At 56.2% G+C, this 25478-nt stretch carries 23 protein-coding genes and 1 tRNA gene; 9 read left to right on the forward strand and 15 right to left on the reverse strand.

Features of this window, described 5'->3' with window-relative positions:
- Window positions 1-26: 26 nt before the first annotated feature.
- The 4 genes from V1587_RS03100 to V1587_RS03115 all read right to left on the reverse strand — a co-directional run bounded on the left by V1587_RS03100 (window position 27) and on the right by V1587_RS03115 (window position 3562).
- Entirely contained in the window at window positions 27-1115 is a 1089-nt protein-coding gene (locus V1587_RS03100; protein ID WP_047059659.1) for an AAA family ATPase, read from the reverse strand.
- Between the two features lie 146 nt (window positions 1116-1261).
- Window positions 1262-2221, reverse strand: a complete 960-nt coding sequence (locus V1587_RS03105; RefSeq protein ID WP_371899074.1) for a YbgA family protein — start codon at window positions 2219-2221, stop codon at window positions 1262-1264.
- Window positions 2222-2323: 102 nt separating this feature from the next.
- A complete protein-coding gene (gene uraH / locus V1587_RS03110; RefSeq protein ID WP_371899075.1) occupies window positions 2324-2737 on the reverse strand; it encodes a hydroxyisourate hydrolase in 414 nt (137 codons plus the stop codon).
- 99 nt (window positions 2738-2836) lie between these two features.
- Window positions 2837-3562 carry a MerR family transcriptional regulator gene (locus tag V1587_RS03115; protein WP_371899076.1) on the reverse strand — a complete coding sequence of 242 codons (726 nt, stop codon included), beginning with the start codon at window positions 3560-3562 and terminating at the stop codon, window positions 2837-2839.
- A 117-nt stretch (window positions 3563-3679) separates the two neighbouring features.
- On the opposite strand from V1587_RS03115, the gene V1587_RS03120 reads away from it, so the two are divergent.
- From V1587_RS03120 to V1587_RS03130, 3 genes are all read left to right on the forward strand, one after another.
- Complete coding sequence (locus tag V1587_RS03120; protein WP_371899077.1) at window positions 3680-4204, forward strand: lipocalin family protein; 525 nt, start codon at window positions 3680-3682, stop codon at window positions 4202-4204.
- Between the two features lie 78 nt (window positions 4205-4282).
- Window positions 4283-5329 carry a class I SAM-dependent methyltransferase gene (locus tag V1587_RS03125; RefSeq protein WP_371899078.1) on the forward strand — a complete coding sequence of 349 codons (1047 nt, stop codon included), beginning with the start codon at window positions 4283-4285 and terminating at the stop codon, window positions 5327-5329.
- Window positions 5330-5394: 65 nt separating this feature from the next.
- Window positions 5395-5832: an acetyltransferase gene (locus V1587_RS03130; protein WP_371899079.1), complete on the forward strand. Its 438-nt coding sequence runs from the start codon at window positions 5395-5397 to the stop codon at window positions 5830-5832.
- A 29-nt stretch (window positions 5833-5861) separates the two neighbouring features.
- Here V1587_RS03130 and V1587_RS03135 read toward each other — a convergent pair whose 3' ends face one another.
- From V1587_RS03135 to V1587_RS03145, 3 genes are all read right to left on the reverse strand, one after another.
- Window positions 5862-6161, reverse strand: coding sequence for a helix-turn-helix domain-containing protein (locus V1587_RS03135; protein WP_371899080.1), 300 nt, complete (start codon window positions 6159-6161; stop codon window positions 5862-5864).
- Complete coding sequence (locus V1587_RS03140; protein ID WP_371899081.1) at window positions 6158-6508, reverse strand: type II toxin-antitoxin system RelE/ParE family toxin; 351 nt, start codon at window positions 6506-6508, stop codon at window positions 6158-6160. The genes V1587_RS03135 and V1587_RS03140 overlap by 4 nt, the downstream gene beginning before the upstream one ends.
- Before the next feature lie 428 nt (window positions 6509-6936).
- On the reverse strand, window positions 6937-7278 hold the full coding sequence (locus V1587_RS03145) for a SymE family type I addiction module toxin (protein WP_371899082.1): 342 nt from the start codon (window positions 7276-7278) through the stop codon (window positions 6937-6939).
- Window positions 7279-7403: 125 nt separating this feature from the next.
- On the opposite strand from V1587_RS03145, the gene V1587_RS03150 reads away from it, so the two are divergent.
- Both V1587_RS03150 and V1587_RS03155 read left to right on the forward strand, forming a co-directional pair.
- Window positions 7404-7595, forward strand: a complete 192-nt coding sequence (locus V1587_RS03150; protein ID WP_217479293.1) for a toxin-antitoxin system HicB family antitoxin — start codon at window positions 7404-7406, stop codon at window positions 7593-7595.
- A 64-nt stretch (window positions 7596-7659) separates the two neighbouring features.
- Window positions 7660-8871, forward strand: a complete 1212-nt coding sequence (locus V1587_RS03155; RefSeq protein WP_371899083.1) for a DUF3644 domain-containing protein — start codon at window positions 7660-7662, stop codon at window positions 8869-8871.
- A gap of 8 nt (window positions 8872-8879) precedes the next feature.
- Here V1587_RS03155 and V1587_RS03160 read toward each other — a convergent pair.
- A tRNA-Sec gene (locus tag V1587_RS03160) sits at window positions 8880-8974 on the reverse strand.
- A gap of 287 nt (window positions 8975-9261) precedes the next feature.
- Between V1587_RS03160 and V1587_RS03165 the strand changes: the two genes are divergently transcribed.
- Both V1587_RS03165 and yicI read left to right on the forward strand, forming a co-directional pair.
- The gene (locus V1587_RS03165) at window positions 9262-10653 is read left to right on the forward strand and encodes a glycoside-pentoside-hexuronide family transporter (RefSeq protein ID WP_371899084.1); all 1392 of its coding nucleotides are present in this window, start codon (window positions 9262-9264) and stop codon (window positions 10651-10653) included.
- 12 nt (window positions 10654-10665) lie between these two features.
- Window positions 10666-12984 carry an alpha-xylosidase gene (yicI, locus tag V1587_RS03170; protein ID WP_371899085.1) on the forward strand — a complete coding sequence of 773 codons (2319 nt, stop codon included), beginning with the start codon at window positions 10666-10668 and terminating at the stop codon, window positions 12982-12984.
- 60 nt (window positions 12985-13044) lie between these two features.
- Here the strand turns inward: yicI and V1587_RS03175 are convergent, their stop codons facing one another.
- Complete coding sequence (locus tag V1587_RS03175; RefSeq protein ID WP_371899086.1) at window positions 13045-14748, reverse strand: AsmA family protein; 1704 nt, start codon at window positions 14746-14748, stop codon at window positions 13045-13047.
- 119 nt (window positions 14749-14867) lie between these two features.
- On the reverse strand, window positions 14868-16259 hold the full coding sequence (xanP, locus tag V1587_RS03180; protein ID WP_371899087.1) for a xanthine/proton symporter XanP: 1392 nt from the start codon (window positions 16257-16259) through the stop codon (window positions 14868-14870).
- A gap of 225 nt (window positions 16260-16484) precedes the next feature.
- Here xanP and gltS point away from each other — a divergent pair, with 225 nt between their 5' ends.
- Window positions 16485-17687 (forward strand): sodium/glutamate symporter, encoded by a 1203-nt coding sequence (gltS, locus tag V1587_RS03185; RefSeq protein ID WP_371899088.1) that lies wholly within the window; start codon window positions 16485-16487, stop codon window positions 17685-17687.
- A gap of 1 nt (window position 17688) precedes the next feature.
- Here the strand turns inward: gltS and recG are convergent, their stop codons facing one another.
- Genes recG through gmk form a run of 5 tightly spaced genes read right to left on the reverse strand, consistent with a single transcriptional unit; the run spans window position 17689 to window position 23555 of the window.
- Window positions 17689-19770: an ATP-dependent DNA helicase RecG gene (recG, locus tag V1587_RS03190; protein ID WP_371899089.1), complete on the reverse strand. Its 2082-nt coding sequence runs from the start codon at window positions 19768-19770 to the stop codon at window positions 17689-17691.
- A 3-nt stretch (window positions 19771-19773) separates the two neighbouring features.
- Window positions 19774-20463 carry a tRNA (guanosine(18)-2'-O)-methyltransferase TrmH gene (gene trmH / locus V1587_RS03195; protein ID WP_371899090.1) on the reverse strand — a complete coding sequence of 230 codons (690 nt, stop codon included), beginning with the start codon at window positions 20461-20463 and terminating at the stop codon, window positions 19774-19776.
- Window positions 20464-20467: 4 nt separating this feature from the next.
- The gene (gene spoT / locus V1587_RS03200) at window positions 20468-22582 is read right to left on the reverse strand and encodes a bifunctional GTP diphosphokinase/guanosine-3',5'-bis pyrophosphate 3'-pyrophosphohydrolase (RefSeq protein ID WP_023309883.1); all 2115 of its coding nucleotides are present in this window, start codon (window positions 22580-22582) and stop codon (window positions 20468-20470) included.
- Between the two features lie 19 nt (window positions 22583-22601).
- Window positions 22602-22877, reverse strand: coding sequence for a DNA-directed RNA polymerase subunit omega (rpoZ, locus tag V1587_RS03205; protein WP_000135058.1), 276 nt, complete (start codon window positions 22875-22877; stop codon window positions 22602-22604).
- Between the two features lie 54 nt (window positions 22878-22931).
- Window positions 22932-23555, reverse strand: coding sequence for a guanylate kinase (gene gmk / locus V1587_RS03210; protein WP_010426438.1), 624 nt, complete (start codon window positions 23553-23555; stop codon window positions 22932-22934).
- A gap of 251 nt (window positions 23556-23806) precedes the next feature.
- Here gmk and ligB point away from each other — a divergent pair, with 251 nt between their 5' ends.
- Window positions 23807-25477 (forward strand): NAD-dependent DNA ligase LigB, encoded by a 1671-nt coding sequence (ligB, locus tag V1587_RS03215; protein ID WP_371899091.1) that lies wholly within the window; start codon window positions 23807-23809, stop codon window positions 25475-25477.
- Window position 25478: the final 1 nt, after the last annotated feature.

The raw sequence follows: 25478 nt of genomic DNA on the forward strand, positions 1-25478 counted from the left end.
TGGGCTTTAAAGGAAGAGAATGCGGCCTACCCCAGCCTCTCCACCCGCGTCTCCCCCTCAACCATCGACAGCTGGTACAGCGAAAACGATCTCTGCTTTTCAATCAGCTTCGCCAGCTCCGGCGAGTGGCTGGTGAGCCAGATCTGCGAGTAGCGGCTGGCCTCGGCGATTAAGCTCGCCAGCGCGGGCAGCATCTGCGGGTGCAGGCTGTTTTCCGGTTCGTTCAACGCGATAAACGCCGGTGGGCGCGGGCTTAGCAGCGCCACAGCCAGGCACAGAAAGCGCAGGGTGCCGTCGGAGAACTCCGCGGGTTCCAGCGGTCTGCTCAGCCCCTCGCGCTGCATCATCATGCGAAAACGTCCGCCGGTGTTGTCGCTGTAAAACACGCAGCCGGGGAAGGCCTGGTCGAGGATGCGCATCAGCAGCAGCTCGTCGCCAATCTCCACGATAGTCTGAAACGCGGCCGCCAGGTTGGCGCCGTCGCTGGCCAGCACCGGGGAGCGGAAACCGACCTGCGGAGCCCGCATCGCCGAGCCGATTGATACAGAAAATTCATGATAAAAGCGCCAGTTACGCAGGGACTCGCGCATCTGCGACACTTCCGGGTAAAGATGCGGCTCGCCGAGCTGCCCGAATACCGATTCGTTCTCATACAGCGTACCGCTGTGGGTCACTTTCTCGTGATGCACGTTGTTCAGAAACACCGCCTGGTTCTTACGCTTCATCAGCTGTGACGAAGGACGACGGTGCTGGCCGCTCAGCCAGATGGACTCCTCTTTGATCACCGGGTCGAGCTGAAACTGCGAGGGATAGGGCAGCTTCTCCACAAACCCGACCTGCAGCTCGTATTCGTAGGTCTCTGTTTCTACCGCGAGGTTCATCCGCCGCAGCTGGTCGCTGCGGGTTTTACCTGCCCAGAACACCTTCAGAATGCCGCCCTCGTTCGCCAGCGCCTGGGAAAACTGCCCCTGGGCGGCGCTGTGCATCAGGTGTATCGCCTTGTAGATATTCGATTTCCCGGTACCGTTCGGCCCGAAGACGATGTTTAGCTGCTCCAGCTCCAGCGACATATCGCGGATGGAGCGGTAGTTTTGAATGTGCAGGGTGTTAATCACAGGCAGGCCCCTTTATGCAGAATGAGCCTGTATATAATCACAGTATTTTAGATAAAATGCAAAAAAGAGACGACAGTGAGGATGTCGTCTAAACGGGGTACTGCTTTGGGCCTCTATGGGTCAATGGGGCCTTCGCATTTTTATGATCACTTGACTGCCAGACGCAGACCCAAATCATCAGGATAGGGATCAAAGTAGTTTTGCGTCATCAGATACCGGTCGGGGTATTCGGCCAGGTAGTGCTTCAGCAGCGTGATTGGAGCCAGGATAGGCAACTGTCCGTTGCGATAGTGCAGGATCACGTCGCGCAGCTCACCGCGCTGGCGGGTGTTCAGCTGGTTACGGAAATACCCCTGAATATGCATCAGCACGTTGGTGTGATTCTTCCGCGAGGCGGGTTTTTTCAGGATGGTCATCAGCTTTTCCCGGTATGCCACGAAGAAGGCGTCCAGGTCTTCCCACTCGTGCAGCGAGGCAACGAACGGGCCGATTTCACGGTAACCCGCCTGATGGTGCGCCAGCAGCTGAAGTTTGTAACGGCTGTGGTAGTCCAGCAGCGCGCGGCGCGTGAGGCCGTTTTTACGCAGCGTGTTCAGTTCGTGCAGCGCAAAGACACGTTCGACGAAGTTTTCCCGAAGCACAGGGTCGTGCAGGCGTCCGTCCTCTTCCACCGGCAGCCACGGCCAGGTTTCAAGGAGGGCGGCGGTGAACAGCCCGACCCCCTCCTTGCGGCCCCGGTTGCCGTTTTCATCGTACAGCCGCACGCGCTCCATGCCGCAGCTTGGGGATTTAGCACAGACGATAAAACCAGCGAGATCGCCGATTTTCGGCAAAAAATCTGCCGTAAAGTCTGCCATTTTCTGCGTAACGTCTTCGTGAGGCGCATGGCTGAAGCGCATCTGCGTTTCACCATGTTCCGTCACGATCAGGCGCAGCGCCGGGCGAGGGGTCGGCAGGCCGATGGCCATTTCCGGGCAAACGGGCCTGAAATTCACCCACTGGGCCAGCTCATCCATGACGAACCCCATACGCTTGTGTCCGCCGTCAAAGCGAACGGCGGATCCGGTCAAACATCCGCTAATACCGAGCACTGGTTTCGTCGTCATGGTGTAGTCCTCCCGTTCATATAATTAAAACTTACACAACATGACTAATTTGTCCAAGTATTCGCGGAACTATTTTTTTTATTCCTTTAGAATCAATGCGTCTTAACTGCCCTTGTAGGTCGAGTAACCGTACTGGCTCAGCAGAAGCGGGATGTGCAGCTTCTCGTTGGTGCGGGTCACGGTAAACAACACCGGGATCTCCGGGAAGAAGGAGTCGAGCTTTTTGCCGTGGAAGTACTCTGCGGTTTTGAAGGTCACTTTGTACACGCCGGGCTGCATGTCCTGATCCTGCGGATAGAGTGATTTGATGCGTCCGTCCTGGTCGGTTTTACCGCTGGCGATCGGGGTCCATTTGTCCTGCTGCTGCTTTTCCAGCGTGACGGTGACGCCCGGTGGAGGCGTGCCGGTTTGCTGGTCGAGGATGTGTACGCTCAGGGTGCCAGCCGGAGCGGCGCTAAAGGCGGCAGGGGTAAAGGCCATCGCGGCCAGGATCAGCAGAGGGGTAGTTTTTTTCATGGTGTTTTCCTGTGGAGTTATTCATCACAGGAAAACGTTAGCATCTGCGGCGCGGGAAAATATTCAACTTTTCGTGAAGATTCCCGCAGGAGAAAATGATCAGAGGATAATCACTTCAAGCGATAGCTGCTGCTGCCACTGCGCCACCTGCTTTTTCCGCGCGGCGGTGAGCTTGCCGCTGGTCACCAGAAGCCATTTACGCTCCGGGAAAATTTCCGGAGCCAGCGCGTCAGGGGGAACCGGCAGGATGTCGATGCGGTGTCCCTGCCCGGTGCGCGTTAAGGCTTCGAGCCAGATCTCGCACGGGTCGTTCAGGTGCCAGCCGCTGAGCAGAATGTTGTCGCCCGGGGCTTTTTTATCGCCTTCGAGGCAAAACGAGGTATAGGCCATGATGATGCCGTCGAGGATCGCGCGCAGGGTCATGGCGGCGGCGACGTTGGCCGAGACCTGGCTGCGCAGCGGGCGCAGCACGTTCGCGACCAGCTCCGGCCTTGGGTATTCGCGTCCGGCGTCGTAAATCATCTGGCGCAGGGATTCGACTTTGCCGTCCTGCAGGCGTTGCAGCATGTTCTGCTGCAGGGTTTGCCAGTTGTTAGTCCGTCCCGGCGTCGGGCGTTCCAGCAGCGGTTTGACCTGGCCGATCGGGACGCCTTTTTTTACCCAGTCGAGGATTTTGAGCGCCTGCTGGACGTCCTCATCGCTGTACTGGCGGTGGCCGCCTTCCGTGCGCTGTGGCTTGAGTAAACCATAGCGACGCTGCCACGCCCGCAGGGTGGTGGCGGTGATGCCGCTGAGTCGGGCGAATTCGCCGATGGAGTAAGCCATGTCCGTGTCCAGAGTGGAGGAATACTCTCAATATACTACGAATTTTCCCGAACGGGATGAAGCGCCGAAACGGTGCACTACACTTAACATCCAACCGTGCAAATGAAAGGAATTCTCATGAAGCTATGGCCTGTTGTGACCGGCGTTGCCATTGCGCTGACGCTGGTCGCCTGTAAATCCCCTACGCCGCCGAAAGGCGTGCAGCCGATTTCCGGTTTTGACGCCAGCCGCTATCTCGGCAAATGGTACGAAGTCGCCCGTCTGGAAAACCGCTTTGAGCGCGGGCTGGAGCAGGTAACCGCCACCTACGGCAAGCGCAGCGACGGCGGCATCAGCGTCCTCAACCGGGGTTACGATCCGGTGAAGAACAAGTGGAACGAGAGCGAGGGGAAAGCGTACTTTACCGGCGAACCGACCACGGCCGCGCTGAAGGTCTCCTTCTTCGGCCCGTTCTACGGCGGCTATAACGTGATCAGGCTGGACGATAAGTACCAGTACGCGCTGGTCAGCGGGCCGAACCGCGACTACCTGTGGATCCTGTCGCGCACGCCGACGATCCCGGATGCGGTGAAGCAGGATTACCTGAACACCGCGCACAGCCTGGGCTTCCGGGTTGACCAGCTGGTTTGGGTGAAGCAATAAAAATCGTGCTTTCTTCCTGGGGCATTACTGGCTCGCCTGGATAGACTTCCGTTAAAAGCCTAACGGAGGGAAGACGACATGAACTGGCAGCCTTTTCGCGGCGATGCGCCGGAAAATATGACGATTTTTAGCGCGTCATTTCCCGACGTCAGCGACCAGTGGCCGATGAAAGACGATGCTGCCCGTGAGATCGCCTCCCTTGACCGTGCGCTGAAAGCCGAGCCAGCGCTCCGGCCTCCGAGGGTGGAATACGACGAAGGCGGGCAGGCCGTGCTTGTCCCACAGAACCGCTATTCCGAACAGGCCTTCCGCAACCGTCCGGCGCTTACCGCGTGGCGAACCCGGCTGGTGCCCTCCGCTTTGGCGCTGTTTGTGGTGCAAAACCCGCTGGAAGACCGCCTGCCCGACGGAACAAAAATGGACAGCGACAGCCGCCAGTGGTTTATCCACGCGAACGATGCGGTTGGCGTGCGTTCCCGCGCCAGGGTGCTGGCCGCGCTGGTGGATAAATACATTCACAATGAGAGCGAGAACAACTGGATCAGCCTCGCGAGCGGTGCCGCCATCCCGGTGCTGGAGGCGCTGCGCGAAGCAAAGCTTGATGGCCAGCAGGTCTATCTCACGCTGGTGGACAAAGACCCCGTAGCATTGAGCTGGGCGGAAACCATGGCGGCGCAGGAAGGCATTGTGGTGGGCGAACAGCTAACGCTGCTCAGACGCAACCTGCTCCATACGCTTGTGCGTAACGAGGACCTGCTGCTGGAGCTGGGCGAGCATCAGGCCGAACTGGTCGACGCGCTGGGGATTTTTGAATACTTCAACGACACCGATGCGGTGACTCTCCTCCAGCGCGCGCTGCGGCTGGTCAAGCCCGGCGGGGCGGTGATTGTGTCGAACATGCTCACCAGCAGCCCGCAAATTGACTTTGTGCTGCGGGGGATTGGCTGGGAGGATATTCACCCGAGGACGCTGCAGCAGCTGCAGGACATCCACCTCGCGGCAGGCGTGCCGGTGGAAAACGTCACCGTGGTCGTGCCGAAGGACGGGGTGTATGCGGTGATGGAGATCAGGGTAGGGGATGAAAAACCGCACGGTCAGTTCCCTCTACCTGAGGGAGAGGGCTAGGGTGAGGGGGAACAGAGCGCAAGGAGTGACTTGAATTAACGTCCTAAACCGCACATGATCCACCTATGAAAATAGAAACCGCACTCCCCACACACTTCGAACGTCTGGTCGCGATCTGGGAATCCTCCGTCCGCGCTACCCATCACTTTTTGCAGGAAAGCGATATTGCGGCGCTGCGCCCGCTACTGCTTAACGCCTATCTGCCTAACCTCAAGGTCGTGATCGCTCGCGATGACGCAGGCGTCATTCACGGCTTTTTAGGCGTGGATGAAAATCGCATTGAAATGCTGTTTGTTGATGACGCGAGCCGGGGGAAGGGCGTCGGGAAATTGCTGCTGCAACACGCCATCGCAGCGTTCGGCGCGAACGAGGTGGATGTGAATGAGCAGAACCCGCAGGGCGTCGCGTTTTATCGCCATATGGGGTTTGAGCAGGTCGGACGCTCGGAAGTGGACGGGCAGGGGAATCCGTTTCCGTTGCTGCATATGCGGTTGGTTAAGTGAATATTCACTTAACGCAGGAATCACGCTTGTTAGATATGAAATGCAACGCGTTTTCCTGTAGGAAGTTCAACGTCGATACAGAGTTTCCCACCCATTGCCTCGATGTAGCGCTTAAGCGTGGCAATTTTTAGTTCATTTCCACGTTGCTCAAGCTGCGTTACTGCGGGTTGGCTCACCCCCATCAGATCGGCAACATTTTTTTGCGAAAGCCTTAGCTCTTCACGTAAAAGTTGCAGACCCGTCTCGAGGATCATTTCATCTGCCATCTCTTGAATACGTTGTTGGCTTTCCGGTGAACGTGACGCAATCACTTCATTTAAGGTTTTCACTTGGTTGCCTCCAGGCTTGTCAGATGAAAGGAAAATTCGGCATCTGCGATGCGAATCATTTTTTCATAAAAGGCTTTGTCATTACTCTTATCGCCCGCGCAAAGCACAATGGCTTGACGGACAGGATCAAATGCGAAGAAAGCACGTATCGGACGACCAACATATTGAATACGTAATTCCTTCATATGGTTATACCGTGAGCCTTTAACCGTATCTGCATAGGGGCGAGGAAGACGTGGCCCATAGTTCTGCAGATTTAACAGGTCTGCCAGTACCTTATCCTGTAATCCTTCTTCCTGCTCAAGCAGCCATTGCTCGAATACCTTTCCGAACAGAACCGTCCACATGCATTCGTCCATGATAAGCTGTAGCTTATAAAAAGACTATAAGCTGTAGTTAATAAATGCAATGGCTGTCAGCGACAGCCAGGCTGTTAGTGGCAGGAGTATGACAAAGAGGGGATTTCAAACGGTTCGTGCAATTAAGAAATTGCGAGGCGCTTTCCAGCGTTTTTTCATTCACGCTGGAGAGTGAGGCTGGCGTTCCTTCGTGACGAACCCTTTGATCTGGTATTACTGGGGCATTTGAGGGTTCCTGGTGGAACTGGGCGCCTCGGGAGAGCGGTACCCGTTATGGTTAACTATCTTTCTGGAAACCTGATGTTTCTCTTCAGACGAACTATCCGGGATTTCCGGATAGAAGAATGTTAATCATTTGCTCCTGCCGGATAATGGATGACATCATTATCAGTAATGCTGCCTCCATATTCTCAACGTTAAGCTCGGTGGTTTGTACTCACGTTTGCGAGCCGCTTTCCAGGACGCGGAGTTTGAATCGCTGCAAGCGCATTCTCAATCTCAATGAGCTTTGCCTTCGTCCGTTTATAATCATCCTGCAAACGCTGCTCCTGCTCGTTGTATGCCACCAAAACGATGCATCCTTTCATGACCTTTACCGTGACCTGCTGTCCGGTATCAAAACCCGCCGCGCGCAGCCACTTGCCGGAAAGGATAATTTTCGGCGTGGATTTGTCGAAAACATTCGGGCGATATCCCACAATTAACGAACGCTCGGTTCCGGATTGGTCGGTGTCTGGGGTAGAATGCGAATCAGCCATAATCAACTCCTTGATAGTTGGTGAGGTTAGACGCTCCGGCTGTGTTCCTGCACATCGGAGCGTTGCAAATACAGGAGGTTTAGGTGGCCTCCTATGTATGTCAGAGTAGATGGATAGGTGGCCCCATGTCAATCATATCGCGCGAAAAAAAACCAAAAGGCGGCGGGCAGTCTCCACAGTTTAAGATGCGTATTGATCCGGCATTGAAGGAGCAGTTGGACGCAGTGGCGGCTGAGGAAGGGGTGAGCCTCGCCAGTTGGTTGAAGGATCTTGCGAGGGAGGAGTTGAGAAAAAAAGGATTGAAGCCAAAAGGATAAGTAACCTGATTAGTCATAGTGAATTTTCGCGTTGCATTAGTTAAGTGAAGAAAAGGAATTTTTTATGACACGCACAGTTAACCAATTAAATTTATTAGAGTCACTAAGAAGAAACGAGAAAAACACTAATATATTTACACCATTAGATTTAGCTAATGAAACAGGTTATACAGAAAATAGCATAAGAAAATATATAAACGAAAAACTAAATGGAAAGTACGTACATAGTTCAGATGGAAAATCTTGGAGATGTAAGGGAATTTTAAAACTATCCAATGATGAATTTATTTCGTTAATGTCTCAATCTTTAAAAGCTAAATCATTGACTCCTGATATAAAAGTTTATAGGTCGCTTTTAAAAAGAAGCCTAGATGCGTTTATATTATCTTTGGAAATTTATAACAGACCTAGCTTGGATAATAGGATAGAAGCATTTTGTATATTATCTGTTAATGCTTGGGAGCTTCTATTAAAAGCTGAAATAATAAAATCTTGTGGTTTAACGACAGTTTTTAATAAAAACGGATATTCGATCAGTATTTCTGAAGCAATAAATAAAAGATTACATCAAACTGATCCAGTTAAGAAAAATTTAGATGTGCTAATTGAACTTAGGGATGATGCTATACATCTTCTTCTTCCAGAGCTGCAACCAGAGTTATCTCGTCTTTTTCAGGCGAATGTTTTGAATTTTCAACAGAGATATTTAAATGAAACAGGGGTTTCTCCATTAGCAGGACAAAGCGTAGGAATGCTTAGCTTAGTTATTGATGGACCAAAAAGTGATTTGGCAACTATTAAAGAAAATTATGGAGAGATGACAGCAAATGTAGCAAAGGATTTTCTGACTCGGTTTCATAAGAGTGTTGATGAACAAAATTCAAATGAGTTCAGCATATCAATTGATTATAAACTTACTCTAACAAAATCAGAAAAAGACAGTGATCTCTCTTTAGGTGTAGGAAGTGATGGGAGTAATGCTATTATTATTAGGGAGACCCGTGATCCAGATATTACACATCCTTACTATCAAAGCTCCGCAATTGGGCGTATCAATGAATTGTTAAAAAATAGAGCAATAACAAGATATTCTTTTAATGCTATAATTCAAAAACATAATATCCAAAAAGCAAAACGCTCTGAAATGCACTATACAATTGATGAACGTCATCGTTACTCTGAGAGTTTTATTCAATGGGTAATTAAGAATATGGAAAACCCAAAATGGCTAGATGAGTCAATTGCATTTTATAAAGCAAACAGGAAGAAAAAATAGTAAGAACTTGGCGGAAGATCACAGGAGTCGAACCTGCCCGGGAACGCTGGCGTCCCCAACTGGATTTGAAGTCCAGCCACCTCACCGGAGATGACGATCTTCCGCGCCTCGATTGCTACATGGAGGCGGGGCGCATTATAGCTACTTTCAGACATTTACCACATACCCCACACCACTTTTTTCACCTCTCTTTTGACCTGCACACCCCTGTTTCAGTTAATTCCTAACAAAATCCTCATGTTAGCCTTTCGTGTTTCCCAACGTTTACCGCGATCACAAAAAACAAGAAACGTAATCTGCTAACCAGAAAACGCAATACACGCTCCTGAAACAATGGTTTAAAACGTTGTAACCGGTCTCAGCGCCCCCTACAGCGTGAAGGATAAAAAGATGAGCGAAGTATTGTCAGTTAAAGAGAAGATTGGCTACGGCATGGGAGACGCCGCCAGCCACATCATTTTTGATAACGTCATGTTGTACATGATGTTTTTCTACACCGATATTTTCGGCATTCCCGCCGGGTTTGTCGGCACCATGTTCCTGCTGGCGCGCGCGCTGGATGCGATCTCCGACCCGTGCATGGGGCTGATTGCCGACCGCACCCGCAGCCGCTGGGGCAAGTTCCGACCGTGGATTTTGTTCGGCGCGATCCCGTTCGGCATCGTCTGCGTGCTGGCCTACACCACGCCGGACCTCAGCCTCAACGGCAAAATGGTTTACGCCGCCGTTACCTACACGCTGCTGACCCTGCTCTATACCGTGGTCAACATTCCCTACTGCGCGCTTGGCGGCGTGATCACTAATGAGCCGACGCAGCGTATCTCCCTTCAGTCCTGGCGCTTTGTGCTGGCGACCGCGGGCGGCATGCTCTCCACGGTGCTGATGATGCCGCTGGTGAAGCTGATTGGCGGCGACGATAAGGCATTCGGCTTCCAGGGCGGCATTGCCGTGCTGTCGGTGGTCGCGTTCCTGATGCTGGCGTTCTGCTTCTTCACCACCAAAGAGCGCATCCAGGTGCCGCCGAGCACCACCTCCATGCGGGAAGACCTCCGCGACATCTGGCACAACGACCAGTGGCGCGTCGTCGGCGTGCTCACCATCCTCAACATCCTCGCCGTCTGCGTGCGCGGCGGCGCGATGATGTACTACTGCACCTGGATCATGGGTTCGCCGGAGGTGTTCGTCGCGTTCCTCACCACCTACTGCGTCGGCAACCTGATCGGCTCCGCGCTGGCGAAACCGCTCACCGACTGGAAGTGCAAGGTCAGCATCTTCTGGTGGACCAACGCTGCGCTGGCGGTGGTCAGCGTGGCGATGTTCTTCGTGCCGATGCACGCCACCGTGCTGATGTTCGCCTTTATCTTCGTCATTGGCGTGTTGCACCAGCTGGTGACGCCGATTCAGTGGGTGATGATGTCCGATACCGTTGACTACGGCGAATGGACCAACGGCAAGCGCCTGACCGGCATCAGCTTTGCAGGCACGCTGTTCGTGCTGAAGCTGGGTCTGGCGCTGGGTGGGGCGATGATCGGCTGGATGCTGGCAGGCGGCGGCTACGACGCGGCCGCCAAAACCCAGAACAGCGCGACCATCAGCATCATTATCGGCCTGTTTACCCTGGCTCCGGCGGTCTGCTACGTGCTGAGTGCCATCATCGCCAAACGCTACTACACGCTGAAAACCCCCTTCCTGACCAAAATACTGGGCGAACTGGCGCAGGGCGCGCACCGCAATCAGCAGGAATTTGAAACCCTGCCGGTCAGCAAAGAATTGCAGAACTAAGAGGACGAAAGCATGAAAATCAGTGATGGAAACTGGCTTATTCAACCGGGCCTGAACGTGACCTATCCGGTTCAGGTGTTCGACGTGGAGCAGCAGGGCAATGACCTGGTGGTGTTTGTTGCGCCTCGCGACGTGCGCGAACGCACCTGGCAGCTCGATACGTTGATGTTCACAGTGCGCCTGTTTGCTCCACAGGAAGGGATTGTCGGGGTGCGCATAGAGCACTTCCAGGGCGCGCTGAACAACGGCCCGCACTATCCGCTGAACGTTCTGAAAGACGTGAAGGTTGAGATTGAAAACAACGCCGGGTTTGCCGAGCTGAAAAGCGGCAGCGTCAGCGTGCGCGTCACCAAAGGCGAGTTCTGGGCGCTGGACTTCCTGCGCAACGGCCAGCGCATTACCGGCAGCCAGCTGAAAAACAACGGCTACGTGCAGGACAGCAATACCCACCGCAATTACGTTTTTGAACGTCTGGATCTGGGCGTGGGGGAAACGGTCTACGGTCTGGGCGAGCGCTTTACCGCGCTGGTGCGCAACGGCCAGACGGTCGAGACCTGGAACCGCGACGGCGGCACCAGCACCGAGCAGTCCTATAAAAATATCCCGTTCTACCTGACCAACCGCGGCTACGGCGTGCTGGTGAATCACCCGGAAAACGTCTCGTTTGAAGTCGGCTCCGAGAAGGTCTCCAAAGTGCAGTTCAGCGTGGAAGGGGAATATCTTGAGTACTTCGTGATCGACGGCCCGTCGCCAAAAGAGGTGCTGAACCGCTATACCCGCTTCACCGGGCGTCCGGCGCTGCCGCCTGCCTGGTCGTTCGGCCTGTGGCTCACCACCTCGTTCACCACCAACTACGACGAAGCCACGGTAAACAGCTTTATCGACGGCATGGCCGAGCGCGACCTGCCGCTGCACGTGTTCCACTTCGACTGCTTCTGGATGAAGGCCTTCCAGTGGTGCGACTTCGAGTGGGACCCGGTGACCTTCCCGGATCCGGAAGGGATGATCCGCCGCCTGAAGGAGAAAGGGCTGAAGGTCTGCGTGTGGATTAACCCGTACATCGGCCAGAAATCCCCGATCTTCCGGGAGCTGAAAGAGAAGGGCTATCTGCTCAAGCGCCCGGACGGCTCCCTGTGGCAGTGGGACAAATGGCAGCCGGGGCTGGCGATTTACGACTTCACCAATCCGGAAGCGTGCCGGTGGTATGCCGACAGGCTGAAAGGCCTGGTGGACATTGGCGTCGACTGCTTCAAGACCGACTTCGGCGAGCGTATCCCGACCGACGTGCAGTGGTTCGACGGTTCCGATCCGCAGAAGATGCACAACCACTACGCCTACATCTATAACGAGCTGGTGTGGAACGTGCTGAAAGAGACGGTGGGAGAGGAAGAGGCGGTGCTGTTTGCCCGTTCGGCGTCCGTCGGGGCGCAACAGTTCCCGGTACACTGGGGCGGCGACTGCTACGCCAACTATGAATCGATGGCGGAAAGCCTGCGCGGCGGGCTGTCGATTGGCCTGTCCGGCTTCGGGTTCTGGAGCCACGATATCGGCGGGTTCGAAAACACCGCCCCGGCGCACGTCTACAAGCGCTGGTGCGCATTCGGGCTTTTCTCCAGCCACAGCCGCCTGCATGGCAGCAAATCCTACCGCGTGCCGTGGGAGTACGATGACGAGTCCTGCGACGTGGTGCGCCACTTCACGCAGCTGAAGTGCCAGCTGATGCCGTACCTGTACCGTCAGGCGGCGCTGGCCCGCGAGTTCGGCACGCCGATGCTGCGCGCGATGATGCTGGAGTTCCCGGACGATCCGGCGTGCGATTACCTCGACCGTCAGTACATGCTGGGGGATTCGTTGATGGTGGCGCCGGTGTTCTCCGAGGTGGGGGACGTGCAGTTCTACCTGCCGGAAGGGCGCTGGACGCACCTGTGGCACAACGATGAAATTCAGGGCAGCCGCTGGCATAAGCAGCAGCACGATTTCATGAGCCTGCCGGTCTACGTGCGCGACAACACGCTGCTGGCGCTGGGCAGCAACAACCAGAAGCCGGACTACGCGTGGAATGAGGGTACGGCCTTCCAGCTGTTTAACCTGAACGACGGTGCAACGGCGGAGAGCGAAGTGCCTGCGGCGGACGGCTCCGTGGCGTTTACGCTGAAGGCGTCACGTCAGGGCGACATCGTGACCTTTACCGGCACGGGAGATGCGCAAAACTGGTCGGTGTGCTTGCGCAACGTGCAGAAGATGAGCGGCGTTAAGGGCGGCTCACATGCGGGCAGCGAGTGGGGTGTGGTGGTGAAAGCTGAGGGGAATGAGGTGGTGGTTCACCTTTAATTCCCCTCACCCTAACCCTCTCCCCAAAGGGGCGAGGGAATGGTTTGCTCCCTCTCCCTTTCAGGGAGAGGGCTGGGGTGAGGGTGGTGTTGAAACCACCCCGCCCGACATGGTCTGCTGCACCTGCTGTTTATCCATATTCACCGCGCTCAGCTTACCATTCACCGTTGGCTTCAGCGGGGCATTCGCCTGCACGCTGCCGCTGGCGGTGAGCTGAATATTGCCGTCGCCCGCAATCGGCAGCGCAGGCCAGCCCCACTGCTGCAGCACGTTGAGCGGCACGCCGCGCCCGTTCAGGCTCACCGTAGTCTGCCGCTGCGGAAGCTGTGAAACCGTCGCCGTGGCTTCCAGAATGCCTTTCTCGGTAAACGCGCTCAGGTCGGTAATGTTCACCGTAGCGGCGTTGGCATTCAGCGCCAGCGACGGACGGCGCACGTCCACGCGGTTAAAGGTCGCCGCCGCGCCGTTCAGGGTTGCGTTACCGCCCCAGACGCCCCACTGGCGATCTTTCGCCAGCTGCAGGTTTGCGCCATAGCCGTCCAGAGAGGTGATTTGCCACGGGAAGGCGGGATCGATATCGATCACCAGGTTGCGGCTCAGGCCAAATTTCTGCAGCGTGACGCTGTTCAGCCATTCCGGTAGAGGCTCCATCCACAGCGTTTTCCAGTTCTGCGGCAGGGTGTACTCCAGCCCGGCAATCGCGACATCGTCCAGCACCAGCGCTTTGCCGTCGCGTAGCCAGTTGCCGGAGGTGCGCACCATGCCGCCTTCCCAGCGGGAGGTGAACTGACGCAGCGCCATACCCTGCGGGGAAAACTCCGCATTCAGGATCGGGTCAAACAGATGCAGGGAGCCGTAGATAAACTCGCTGGCATTCATCGACAGACGACCCTCCTGGCTCTGCCAGTCGCCTTTGCTGAGAGTCAGATTGCGCAGGCTTAAATCGAGATCGGTAACCGCCCAGTCCGGACCCTGAAGCCGGGCGTCGGTCACGTCCAGACGACCAATCTGCAGAGAAGGGATGGTGGCCAGCGGCGCGAAGAACGCGGTCAGCGTTTTATCGCTCTGCAGGCGGATTTCGTTCAGGCGCATCGTGTCGATAATCCAGCTCCCGTCGGCGTTGCGCAGGGCGGAGCCGGTGAGTGAGCCCCGGGCCATATCGGCGCCAATCGTTTTCAGCACCACCTCCTTGCCGTTAAGCTGGCCCTCGATCAGCACATTGGTGGCCGGTACGCCGTTCAGGGTCAGCGAGCCTGCGCTCATCTGAATCTGCGCGTTGTTCCCCAGCACGTTGCCCGCTTCCGGCTGCCATGGGCTGACGCCGCCGGTGACTTTCTGCGCGCTCAGGTCCCATTCGGTATTCGGGCTGTTAAACGCCATGTTGTTCAGCTGCAGGCGATCCGCCTGGAAAGGCAGCGGCGCGGTCTGGGGCGAGAGATTAAGCGTGCCGTCGAACAGGGTGATAGTGTCCATATGCAGCGGATCGGTTATCTGGCGGCTGCTCAGGCCAATATCGACTTTTTTGGCTACCAGCGTGGCGGGTTTTCCGTCCCGACCGAAGGTGACGTTTTCCAGAATGATGTGGGAAGGCGACGAAAAGCGGTGATTCATCTTGTCGAAACTGAGTTCGTAGTCGGTATTCACCGTCACCCAGCTGCTGACCTGAGACGCGCCCCAGCGGGTCTGGAGCAGAATGTAGAACGCCAGCAGCACAATGAGCAGGGCTACCAGAAGATAGATGAGGAGCTTTCCAATAAATTTCATGGTCTTCCATCCCGCAAAACGCACATAAGGGAGTTATGCACGATTTATGCGCAATCCTCAAGGCGGGAATGGTGTAATTAGATGTCACGGCAGGCATTGACTGCCTGCCGTGAGAGAAATCAATTTTTCTCAGGCGGGAAAACGAGGTTCAGCACGATAGCGGTGATACCGCCCGCGGCAATGCCGGAAGAGAGCAGGTTTTTCACCCAGTCAGGGGCAAACTGCAGGATCAGCGGCTGCTGAGAAACGCCCAGACCCACGGCCAGCGATAGCGCGATAATCATGATCGCGCGGCGGTTCAGCGGCTCGCGGGAGACGATACGCACGCCGGAAGCCGCGATAGTGCCGAACATGACCAGCGTTGCGCCGCCCAGCACCGGCTCAGGAATGTGCTGCACAAAGCCGCTTACCGCCGGGAACAGGCCGAGGACGATCAGCATCAGCGCCACCACAAAACCGACGTAGCGGCTGGCAACGCCGGTCAGCTGGATCACGCCGTTGTTCTGACCGAAGCAGGAGTTCGGGAAGGTGTTGAATACCGCAGAGACAAACGAGTTCAGACCGTTCGCCAGCACGCCGCCTTTCAGGCGCTTCATGTACAGCGGTCCGGAAACGGGCTGCTCGGAGACGTCGGAGGTGGCGGTGATATCGCCGATGGTCTCCAGAGAAGTGATCATAAAGACCAGCATCAGCGGCAGGAGCAGACCCCAGTCAATGCCCAGTCCGTAGTACAGCGGCGTAGGAACGACGATCAGCGCGCTGTTGGTCGGCGCGGTGTTCTCCGACAGCATGCCCAGCGCCCAGGCCAGCAGGTAACCCGCCGCCATGGCGATCACCAGCGAGGCGACGCGCAGGTAAGGGTTACGCTGACGGTTAAGCAGAATAATGATGGCCAGCACGACGCCTGCCAGCAGCAGGTTTTTCGGCGCGCCGAAGGTGTGGTCGCTCATGGCGGCATAGCCGCCGCCGATGGAGGTCAGGCCCACCTGGATCAGCGACAGGCCGATAATCATCACGACGACGCCGGAAACCAGCGGGGTGATAACGCGGCGAGCCAGATGCAGAACGCGGGAGATCACCATCTCCGTACAGCTGGCCAGCATCAGCGTGCCGAACAGCGCCGCCATCATGGTCGGGACATCCGCCCCGCCGGTTTTCAGGGCCGTACCGCCCATGATCAGGGGAGCCACGAAGTTAAAGCTGGTGCCCTGAATCGACAACAATCCTGACCCCACCGGACCCCACGCTTTAATTTGAATTATCGAGGCCACGCCGGAGGCGAAGAGAGACATGCTGATAATGTGCTGCGTGTCCTGCGCCGGTAAGCCGAGCGCCTGGCAAATCAGCAGCGCCGGGGTGATCACCGCAACAAACATCGCCAGAAGATGCTGGCAGGCGGCGAAAAGCGTCTGCGGCAGCGGCGGGCGGTCTTCAAGGCGGTAAATCAGTTCGCTATTTTGCTTCTGCGCAATCGGTTGCGCATCAGGCGACTCTATGGTGTTAACGGACATCGGCGGCAATCCCACGGTGGAAAAGCGGGCATTTTATCTGACCACCTGGTAAAAGCAAACGATTGCCAGCAAAAAAAGGCAAGAAAATCTGCCGCTGTGTGCAGGTTTTCTACAACGCATCGGGAAAAAAAATTACACTTTTTGCGCCGGGGGCTCATGAAGAGCGCAAACCGGCCCAGGATAACGCCGCGTGTGTAGGGAACACGCGCAAAAAAGGAGCCTTCTATGATTCATCTCGATACGCTGTCAACACTCGTTGCCGCAACGCTGGTTTTACTGCTTGGTCGTAAGCTGGTACATAGCGTTTCCCTTCTGAAGAAATACACTATTCCTGAGCCTGTCGCCGGTGGTCTGCTGGTGGCGCTGGCCCTGCTGGTGCTGAAAAAAAGCCTGGGCTGGGAAATCGATTTTGATATGTCCCTGAAAGACCCGCTGATGCTGGCCTTCTTTGCCACCATCGGCCTGAATGCCAACCTGGCGAGCCTGCGGGCGGGCGGTAAGGTGCTCGGCGTATTTTTGATTGTGGTGGTGGGGCTGCTGCTGATGCAAAACGCCATTGGTATCGGGATGGCGTCGCTGCTGGGACTGGATCCGCTGATGGGGCTGCTGGCGGGGTCGATTACCCTGTCAGGCGGTCACGGTACCGGAGCCGCGTGGAGCAAGTTGTTTATCGAGCGCTACGGGTTTGAAAATGCGACGGAAGTGGCGATGGCCTGCGCGACCTTTGGTCTGGTGCTGGGTGGCCTGATTGGCGGCCCGGTGGCACGCTATCTGGTGAAGCACTCCACCACGCCGGACGGCAGGCCGGACGATGAGCTGGTGCCGACGGCATTCGAAAAGCCGGACGTCGGGCGCAGCATTACCTCGCTGGTGCTGATTGAAACCATCGCGACGATCGCCATCTGCCTGACCGTAGGCAAAGTGGTTGCGCAATGGCTGGCGGGCTCAGCGTTTGAGCTGCCAACGTTTGTCTGCGTGCTGTTTATCGGGGTGATCCTGAGCAACGGTCTGGCGCTGATGGGCTTCTACCGCGTGTTTGAACGGGCGGTGTCGGTGCTCGGTAACGTCTGCCTGTCGCTGTTCCTCGCGATGGCGCTGATGAGCCTCAAGCTGTGGGAGCTGGCCTCGCTGGCGCTGCCGATGGTGGCGATTCTGGCGGTACAGACCCTGTTTATGGCGCTGTACGCCATGTTTGTCACCTGGCGGATGATGGGCAAAAACTACGATGCGGCGGTGCTGGCGGCAGGTCACTGCGGGTTTGGTCTGGGAGCCACCCCAACGGCGATCGCCAACATGCAGGCGATCACCGAACGCTTTGGACCATCGCACATGGCGTTTCTGGTGGTCCCGATGGTCGGGGCGTTCTTTATTGATATCGTCAACGCGCTGGTGATTAAGCTGTACCTGATGCTGCCGATGTTTGCCTGAATCAGGCGTTGGAATAGCGTTCGGTTTCCGGCATCCAGCGCTCAATTAACGCTGCCGCCTGTTCGGGGTAGCGCTCGTGAATGTGGCGGGCGAGGCGCTGAACTTCGGGGATCATGGCCTGATCGCGCAGCAAATCCGCCACTTTGAATTCCGCGTTCCCGGTTTGACGCGTGCCCAGTAGTTCACCGGGGCCTCGGATCTCCAGGTCTTTTTGCGCAATCACAAAACCGTCGTTGCTGTCGCGCAGTACCTGCAAACGCATCTGGGCGGTTTTCGAGAGCGGGGCTTTGTAGAGCAGGACGCAGTGGGACGCTACCGCGCCACGGCCAACGCGTCCGCGCAGCTGGTGGAGCTGGGCAAGGCCCAGACGTTCCGGGTTTTCGATAATCATCAGGCTGGAGTTCGGGACGTCCACGCCGACTTCGATTACCGTGGTGGCGATCAGCAGATGCAAATCACCCTGTTTGAACGACTGCATCACCGCCTGCTTTTCGGCAGGCTTCATGCGTCCGTGGACCAGGCCCACGTTCAGTTCCGGCAGCGCCAGCTTAAGCTCTTCCCACGTGGCTTCGGCAGCCTGCGCTTCCAGCAGTTCCGACTCTTCAATCAGCGTGCAAACCCAGTAGGCCTGACGCCCTTCGTGGGTGCAGGCGTTGCGCACGCGGTCGATGATATCGCTGCGACGCGTGTCAGGAATGGCAACCGTCGTCACCGGCGTTCGGCCCGGGGGGAGTTCGTCGATAGTGGAAGTATCCAGATCGGCGTAAGCCGTCATCGCCAGGGTGCGCGGGATCGGCGTGGCGGTCATGATCAGCTGATGCGGGTGGAAGCCCTGCTGCAGGCCTTTCTCCCACAGCGCCAGACGCTGATGCACGCCGAAGCGGTGCTGTTCATCGATAATCACCAGCGCAAGGCCGTTGAACTGCACCTGCTCCTGGAAGATAGCGTGCGTGCCGACAATCATCTGTACCTGCCCGCTAGCGATGGCCTCCTGTTGCGCAAGGCGCGCTTTGCCTTTTTGCTTCCCGGCAAGCCAGCCCACTTCAATACCGAGCGGTGCAAACCAGGCGCGGAAATTGTTGGCGTGCTGTTCTGCCAGCAGCTCGGTCGGCGCCATTAGCGCCACCTGTTTACCGTTAGCAATCGCGCGCAGGGCCGCCAGGGCGGCAACCAGCGTTTTACCGGAACCCACGTCGCCCTGCACAAGGCGCATCATCGGCACGTCGAGCGCCATATCGCGTTCAATCTCGGCGGTGACGCGCGCCTGCGCGCCGGTAGGTTTAAACGGCAGCGAGGCCAGCAGCTTATCTTTGAGCGCATCATTCTGGCTTAACGGCTGAGCGTGGAAACGCTGCGCGCCCGCGCGAAGCGCCAGCATGCTCAGATTATGTGCCAGTAATTCCTCAAGGATAAGACGCTGTTGAGCGGGGTGTTTACCGCTTTCTAAATCGCTGAGCTGCAGCGTTGGCGGCGGGCGGTGCAGGGTTCGCAGCGCCTCGGGCAGGCTCATCATGCCCTGCGCTAGCTCGGGCGGCAGCAGCTCGGTAATGGCGCAGGTATCAAGCAGCTCCAGCGCCTGATCGGTGAGCTTGCGCAGCGTCGCCTGCTTGATGCCTTCGGTCGTCGGGTAAACCGGGGTGAGCGTCTCCTGCATCTCTGGCGTGCTGAGATCGCCCTGCACGCGGTACTCCGGGTGGATCATCTCTGCGCCATATTTTCCGCGTTTGGCTTCGCCATAGGCCAGCACCCTGCGGCCCGTTGCCAGGCTGTTTTTCATCGCCGCGCTGAAGTTGAAAAAACGCATGGTGAGAATGCCGGTGCCGTCGCTGATCTGACAGGTCATCATCCGGCGTCCGCCGAAGGTGATGTTGCAGTTCAGAACTTCGCCTTCAACGGTGGCGTAAATGGCGGGAAGGAGATCGCCGATCTTGTAAAGCTGGGTGCGGTCTTCGTAACGCAGGGGGAGGTGAAGCAGGAGATCCTGCACTGTGTGCAGGCCAATTTTAGCCAGCTTATTGCTTTGCGCCGCGCCCACGCCCGTCAGGCTGTTGAGCGGGATAGCATCCAGCAGGCGGCCTTTCATCGGTTACCCGGCGTACTGCATGGTGGCCCACCACTCGGCATCGGCTTCAATTTCGCCCTGCGCGTTGACGTGGGGGTAAGGCAATTTTTTCTGCTTCGCAACGCGAGCCAGCACCGGATAGCCACCTTCAAACAGCAGGCGCTGCTGTTCATCTTCCGGCAGCATGCTGTTGCTGCGCTCGTACATCCCTGCATTCTGACGCTGGCGCTGCGCTTCATACAGAATAAGCGCGGAGGCCACAGAGACGTTGAGTGACTGGACCATGCCGATCATCGGAATGATGATGTCACGATCCGCCAGCTCCAGCGCTTCCCGGGTGATCCCGGTTTTCTCCTGACCCATCAAAATACAGGTCGGGCGGGTGTAGTCGATCTCGCGGAAATCTACGGCTTTAGCGGACAGGTTAGTGGCAAGGATTTGCATCCCGCGCCCTTTCAGGTGCGATACGGCTTCGCCAATGGTGTGATGATTTTTGACAGAGACCCAGCTGTTGCTGCCGGCCGCCGCGGAGACCGTATTGCGCATACGGCCGTCCGGCCAGACGGCGTGCACTTCATGCACGCCGACAGCATCTGCGGTACGCACGATAGCAGAGACATTATGCGGTTTATGGACCTGCTCCATGCAGACCGTCAGGTCAGGCTGACGCCTGGCGAGCATTTCGCATATCCGCGCATAACGTTTTGAATTCATAAACCTAGTTTCGGTTTCGGGTGACTTTAATCACGTCCGGCATGACGCGGATCTTGCGCATAATATTCGCCAGATGCACGCGGTCGCGGGCGGTCAGACGAATAAAGGCGCTATACACGCGGCCATCTTTTTCTTCTGTATTCAGGCTCTGAATGTTGGAAGAAGCCGTGTTGATCGCTGCCGTCAGGTTCGCCAGGGCACCCTGGTGATTGAACATATCCACCTTAATTTCGGTGATAAATTCCTGCGCGGTCTCTTTATCCCACTCCACCGCCATAAACTTCTCGGCTTCTTTCTGGTAGCCGCGAATGTTACGACATGATTCGTGGTGGATAACCAGCCCTTTACCCGGGCTGACGTGCGCAATAATCGGGTCGCCAGGAATTGGGCGGCAACATTTTGCGAAGGTGATCAGCACCCCGTCTGCGCCTTTAATCGGCAGGTGTCCGTGGCTTTGCGTGGTTGCAGGGACCGCTGTCGTGTCGCCTTGCTGCAGGTTCTTCGCCACCACCACGCTCATGGCGTTGCCGAGGCCAATCTCTGCCAGCAGGTCGTCAAGCGACGCGAGCTTCATGCGCTCCAGCTCACGCTGCACGTTCTCCTGCGGAATTTCAGCCAGCTTACGGCTGCCGCCCAACGCGTGGTTGAGCAGACGACGCCCCAGGCTGACCGAATCATCGCGCTTGAGGTTTTTCAGCAACTGGCGAATTTTGGCGCGTGCTTTGGAGCTCACAACAAAGTTCAGCCAGGCCGCGTTCGGACGTGCACCCGGCGCGGTAATGATTTCCACCGTCTGGCCGCTGGAGAGCGGCTGAGACAGCGGGTAAGGCTGTCTGTCGACGCGCGCGCCCACGCAGGCATGGCCGATATCGGTATGCACGGCGTAAGCGAAGTCGACCGGCGTTGCGCCCGCAGGCAGTTCGACAATTCGGCCTTCTGGGGTGAAAACGTAAATCTCATCCGGGAAGAGATCGGATTTAACGCTCTCGATAAATTCAAACGAGCTACCCGCACTCTGCTGAAGCTCCAGCAGGCTCTGCATCCAGCGCTGAGCGCGGATTTGTGCGGTCGTGCTGCTTTCGCCACCGTGCTCTTTATACGCCCAGTGTGCTGCAACACCCATCTCTGCCATCTGGTCCATGTCTTCGGTGCGAATTTGCACCTCAACAGGCACGCCGTGTGGCCCGATCATCGAGGTATGCAAAGATTGATAGCCGTTCGCTTTTGGAATGGCGATGTAATCTTTCATGCGCCCCGGACGCGGTTTGTAGAGGCTGTGCATCTGCCCCAGCACGCGATAACAGGTGTCTGAGTCATGGACAATCACGCGGAAAGCGTAAATATCCATGATCGAGTGAAAACGCTGCTCCTTGAGCACCATTTTGCAGTAGATGGAGTACAGGTGTTTTTCGCGACCGCTGACGCGGCACGGGATTCCCGCTTCCTGTAAGCGCCCTTCGATTTCAGAGAGGATCTTTTGAATCATCTCTTTACGGTTGCCGCGTGCGGCTTTCACCACCTCTTTAATCACGCGATAGCGGTTCGGGTACAACGCTTCAAAACCCAGCTCTTCCAGCTCGGTTTTAATGTGGTGTATACCTAAACGGTGCGCCAGCGGGCTGTATATTTCGAGGGTTTCACGGGCAATGCGGCGACGTTTATCCGGGCGAAGTGAGCCCAGCGTGCGCATGTTGTGGGTGCGGTCAGCGAGTTTGATGAGAATGACGCGAATATCCTGCACCATCGCCATAATCATCTTGCGGAAGTTTTCGGCTTGCGCCTCTTTCTTGTCGCGGAAATTCAGCTTATCAAGCTTAGAGACCCCTTCCACCAGTTCGGCAACGCTTTTGCCAAACAGCTGTTCCATGTCCTGATAAGTGGCAGGGGTATCTTCGATCACGTCGTGCAGCAGAGCGGCCATCAGCGTTTCGTAGTCGAGTTTCATCTCGGCCAGAATACAGGCCACCGCTACCGGGTGCGTGATATAGGGTTCACCGCTTGAACGTGTCTGGCCCTCGTGAGCGTCACGTGCAACGAGATACGCCTGCTGAAGACGCTTAATCTGGTCTTCAGGCAGGTAGGTTTGAATCAGTTGATTCAGGCTTTCAAACAGATACAAGGGCGACCCGCAGGTTTAATTAACGACGACCTTCAGCAATAGCGGTTACGGCCTGCAGTTCTGCGGCTTCCTGCTCTTGCTGCTCCTGGCGCTCACGCACGTCGAGGATCTGGTTGTTGATCAGACCTTCTTCGATTTCGCGAAGTGCAATAACGGTGGTTTTATCGTTTTCTTCCGGTACCAGCGGATCTTTACCGCCTACCTGCATCTGACGAGCGCGACGCGCGGCGACCAGTACCAGGTCAAAACGGTTACCAATTTTCTCTACAGCGTCCTGAACAGTTACGCGTGCCATACTTAAAATGCTCCACAGGTGAAGAAATGACTGGGCATGATACTGAAAGTGGGTTCAGTCTGCCAACAGTTTGGTGATTAATGCGTCATGTCGCTGCTTCTGGCGGCTCATACGCAGACGTTCTGCACGAAGAATGGTTTTGAGATCGCTCAGCGCGGCATCAAAATCATCATTCACAATAAGGTAATCATATTCCGCGTAATGGCTCATTTCTGCAACAGCCTGTTCCATACGCTTTGCGATGACTTCTTCGCTGTCCTGACCGCGGCCACGCAGGCGGCGATCCAGCTCATCTTTCGATGGCGGTAAAATAAAGATACTGCGCGAGTCAGGCATTTTCTTGCGAATTTGCTGTGCGCCCTGCCAGTCGATATCCAGGAACACATTCACGCCAGTGGCCAGAACCTGCTCAATAGTTTCACGCGAGGTACCGTAGTAATTACCGAATACTTCAGCGTGTTCAAGAAACGCGTCTCTGCCGATCATCGCTCTGAATTCGTCGTGATCCACAAAGAAATAGTGTTCACCGTGCACTTCACCCGGACGCGGCGCTCGCGTGGTGTGAGAAACAGAAACCTGTGTGTCGTACAACGGTTGGGTTTTTAACAGTGCCTGAATAAGGCTGGATTTACCCGCGCCACTAGGGGCAGAAACAATATAAAGCGTGCCTTGAGCCATGAGAGTCTTTTGTATGTGTTAACGAAGAAGTCCTACATACGGGCTTATTATACACGTCACCGCCGTGTGACGTAGCCTTTGTCACACTTTTTCCCCTCGATTATTGAATTTTGCGTGCCGTTTTCAGGTTTTATCTGTGGTTTTCAGTAACCAAAAGAAATACCGGATAGCGTCTCGCATTACGAAACGTTGCCGTTAGAGTTGTTTCAGGCATCGGGGTATACCTCCTGCAACGCAAAGGAGGGGTAGCGATGTGGCGATGGATAAGCGGGTTAATGCTGTTGTGGTGTGGCTATGGCGCGGCGGTATGTCCGGTCTGGTCGCAGGCAAAAGCAGAGAAAGAGATGGCGTCGTTAAGCGCGCAAATCAAACGCTGGGATGAGGTTTACTGGAAGCAGGGCGTGAGCGAGGTTAACGACGAGGTTTACGATCAGCTTCACGGGCGTTTAACGCAGTGGCAGCGCTGTTTTGGCAGTGAGCCTTCAGAAGAGAAACTCCCCGCGCTGACGGGGAGCATAAAACATCCCGTTGCCCATACGGGCGTACATAAGTTGGCCAGCAAAGAGGAACTGAGCAAGTGGATGCGTGCGCGGCAACAGCTGTGGATGCAGCCCAAAGTTGACGGTGTGGCGGTAACGCTGGTCTATCGTGAAGGAAAGTTAACCCAGGCCATCAGTCGCGGTGATGGCCTGAAAGGGGAAGACTGGACCGGGAAGGTGCGTTTAATCCCGTCTGTTCCGCAAAAGCTCACCGGCAAGCTGGCGAACAGCATCTTACAGGGCGAGCTTTTCTGGTTAAGCGAAAATCACATACAGCGGCAGATGGGTGGGATGAACGCTCGCGCAAAGGTTGCGGGTGCGATGATGCGCCAAAAGGATAACGCGCTATTGAATAAGCTCGGCGTATTCATCTGGGCCTGGCCGGATGGGCCGAAAAATATGCAGACATCTTTAGCTGAACTGTCTCAGGCCGGTTTTACGCTGTCGGCACGGTATACGCTTCCCGCCGAATCTGTTGATGCCGTCGAGAAACAGCGCGCGGCCTGGCAGGTAACAGCATTACCCTTTGCCACGGATGGCATTGTGGTGCGTTCGGCGGATGAACCCGAGGGAGAAGATTGGTTACCGGGAGAAGGCAACTGGGTCGTTGCGTGGAAATATCCTCCTGCAGCCCAGGTCGCTGAGGTGAGCCATATTCATTTTTCCGTAGGGAGAACGGGGAAAATTTCCGTTGTAGCAGCGCTGGAACCCGTGCAGCTAGATGATAAACAGGTGCAGCGGGTGAGTCTGGGCTCGGTTGAGCGCTGGCAGCGGCTGGATATTGCCGCGGGGGATCAGATCCAGATCAGCCTGGCCGGACAGGGTATTCCCCGGTTTGATAAGGTGGTCTGGCGCGGTACGGACAGACATAAACCTGAGCCTCCCGCCTCGCGTTATCATGCGCTTAGCTGTTTCTATGCTTCGCCGGAGTGTATGGAGCAGTTCTTTGCCCGGCTGACGTGGCTCAGCTCAAAGCAGGTGTTTGATATTGAAGGATTAGGCGAGTCAGGCTGGCGAACCCTTTGGCAGGCGCATCATTTTGAACATCTCTTTTCATGGCTGTTATTAACGCAGGCGCAGCTGCAGGCTACACCGGGGTTTTCCTCAGCACGCGGGCTGGCGCTCTGGCACCGATTTAATCTGGTGCGTGAGAAGCCGTTTATCCGTTGGCTCATGGCAATGGGTGTGCCATTGACCCAGGCTTCGCTGAAGGCAATGGGAGACATATCGTGGCTGAAGATGAGCGGGCGCAACGCAAAGGACTGGCAGACCCTGCCGGGAACGGGAGAGGAGAAAGCGCGGCAAATCGTTAACTGGATGCACGCGCCTCAGATTGATGTGATGGCGAAATGGCTCGCTGAACAACACATCAACGGGTTTTGAA

Origin of the sequence: Enterobacter sp. ECC-249 (genome assembly GCF_043965265.1) — a bacterium.
GTDB classification, from domain to species: Bacteria; Pseudomonadota; Gammaproteobacteria; order Enterobacterales; family Enterobacteriaceae; genus Enterobacter; species Enterobacter quasiroggenkampii.

Excerpts from the sequence above, each read along its gene's own strand:
- V1587_RS03105 (WP_371899074.1), bottom strand. The coding sequence starts at position 2,221 with ATGACGACGAAACCAGTGCTCGGTATTAGCGGATGTTTGACCGGATCC.
- uraH (WP_371899075.1), bottom strand. The coding sequence starts at position 2,737 with ATGAAAAAAACTACCCCTCTGCTGATCCTGGCCGCGATGGCCTTTACC.
- V1587_RS03115 (WP_371899076.1), bottom strand. The coding sequence starts at position 3,562 with ATGGCTTACTCCATCGGCGAATTCGCCCGACTCAGCGGCATCACCGCC.
- V1587_RS03120 (WP_371899077.1), top strand. The coding sequence starts at position 3,680 with ATGAAGCTATGGCCTGTTGTGACCGGCGTTGCCATTGCGCTGACGCTG.
- V1587_RS03125 (WP_371899078.1), top strand. The coding sequence starts at position 4,283 with ATGAACTGGCAGCCTTTTCGCGGCGATGCGCCGGAAAATATGACGATT.
- V1587_RS03130 (WP_371899079.1), top strand. The coding sequence starts at position 5,395 with ATGAAAATAGAAACCGCACTCCCCACACACTTCGAACGTCTGGTCGCG.
- V1587_RS03140 (WP_371899081.1), bottom strand. The coding sequence starts at position 6,508 with ATGTGGACGGTTCTGTTCGGAAAGGTATTCGAGCAATGGCTGCTTGAG.
- V1587_RS03145 (WP_371899082.1), bottom strand. The coding sequence starts at position 7,278 with ATGGCTGATTCGCATTCTACCCCAGACACCGACCAATCCGGAACCGAG.
- V1587_RS03150 (WP_217479293.1), top strand. The coding sequence starts at position 7,404 with ATGTCAATCATATCGCGCGAAAAAAAACCAAAAGGCGGCGGGCAGTCT.
- V1587_RS03155 (WP_371899083.1), top strand. The coding sequence starts at position 7,660 with ATGACACGCACAGTTAACCAATTAAATTTATTAGAGTCACTAAGAAGA.
- V1587_RS03165 (WP_371899084.1), top strand. The coding sequence starts at position 9,262 with ATGAGCGAAGTATTGTCAGTTAAAGAGAAGATTGGCTACGGCATGGGA.
- yicI (WP_371899085.1), top strand. The coding sequence starts at position 10,666 with ATGAAAATCAGTGATGGAAACTGGCTTATTCAACCGGGCCTGAACGTG.
- V1587_RS03175 (WP_371899086.1), bottom strand. The coding sequence starts at position 14,748 with ATGAAATTTATTGGAAAGCTCCTCATCTATCTTCTGGTAGCCCTGCTC.
- xanP (WP_371899087.1), bottom strand. The coding sequence starts at position 16,259 with ATGTCCGTTAACACCATAGAGTCGCCTGATGCGCAACCGATTGCGCAG.
- gltS (WP_371899088.1), top strand. The coding sequence starts at position 16,485 with ATGATTCATCTCGATACGCTGTCAACACTCGTTGCCGCAACGCTGGTT.
- recG (WP_371899089.1), bottom strand. The coding sequence starts at position 19,770 with ATGAAAGGCCGCCTGCTGGATGCTATCCCGCTCAACAGCCTGACGGGC.
- trmH (WP_371899090.1), bottom strand. The coding sequence starts at position 20,463 with ATGAATTCAAAACGTTATGCGCGGATATGCGAAATGCTCGCCAGGCGT.
- rpoZ (WP_000135058.1), bottom strand. The coding sequence starts at position 22,877 with ATGGCACGCGTAACTGTTCAGGACGCTGTAGAGAAAATTGGTAACCGT.
- gmk (WP_010426438.1), bottom strand. The coding sequence starts at position 23,555 with ATGGCTCAAGGCACGCTTTATATTGTTTCTGCCCCTAGTGGCGCGGGT.
- ligB (WP_371899091.1), top strand. The coding sequence starts at position 23,807 with ATGTGGCGATGGATAAGCGGGTTAATGCTGTTGTGGTGTGGCTATGGC.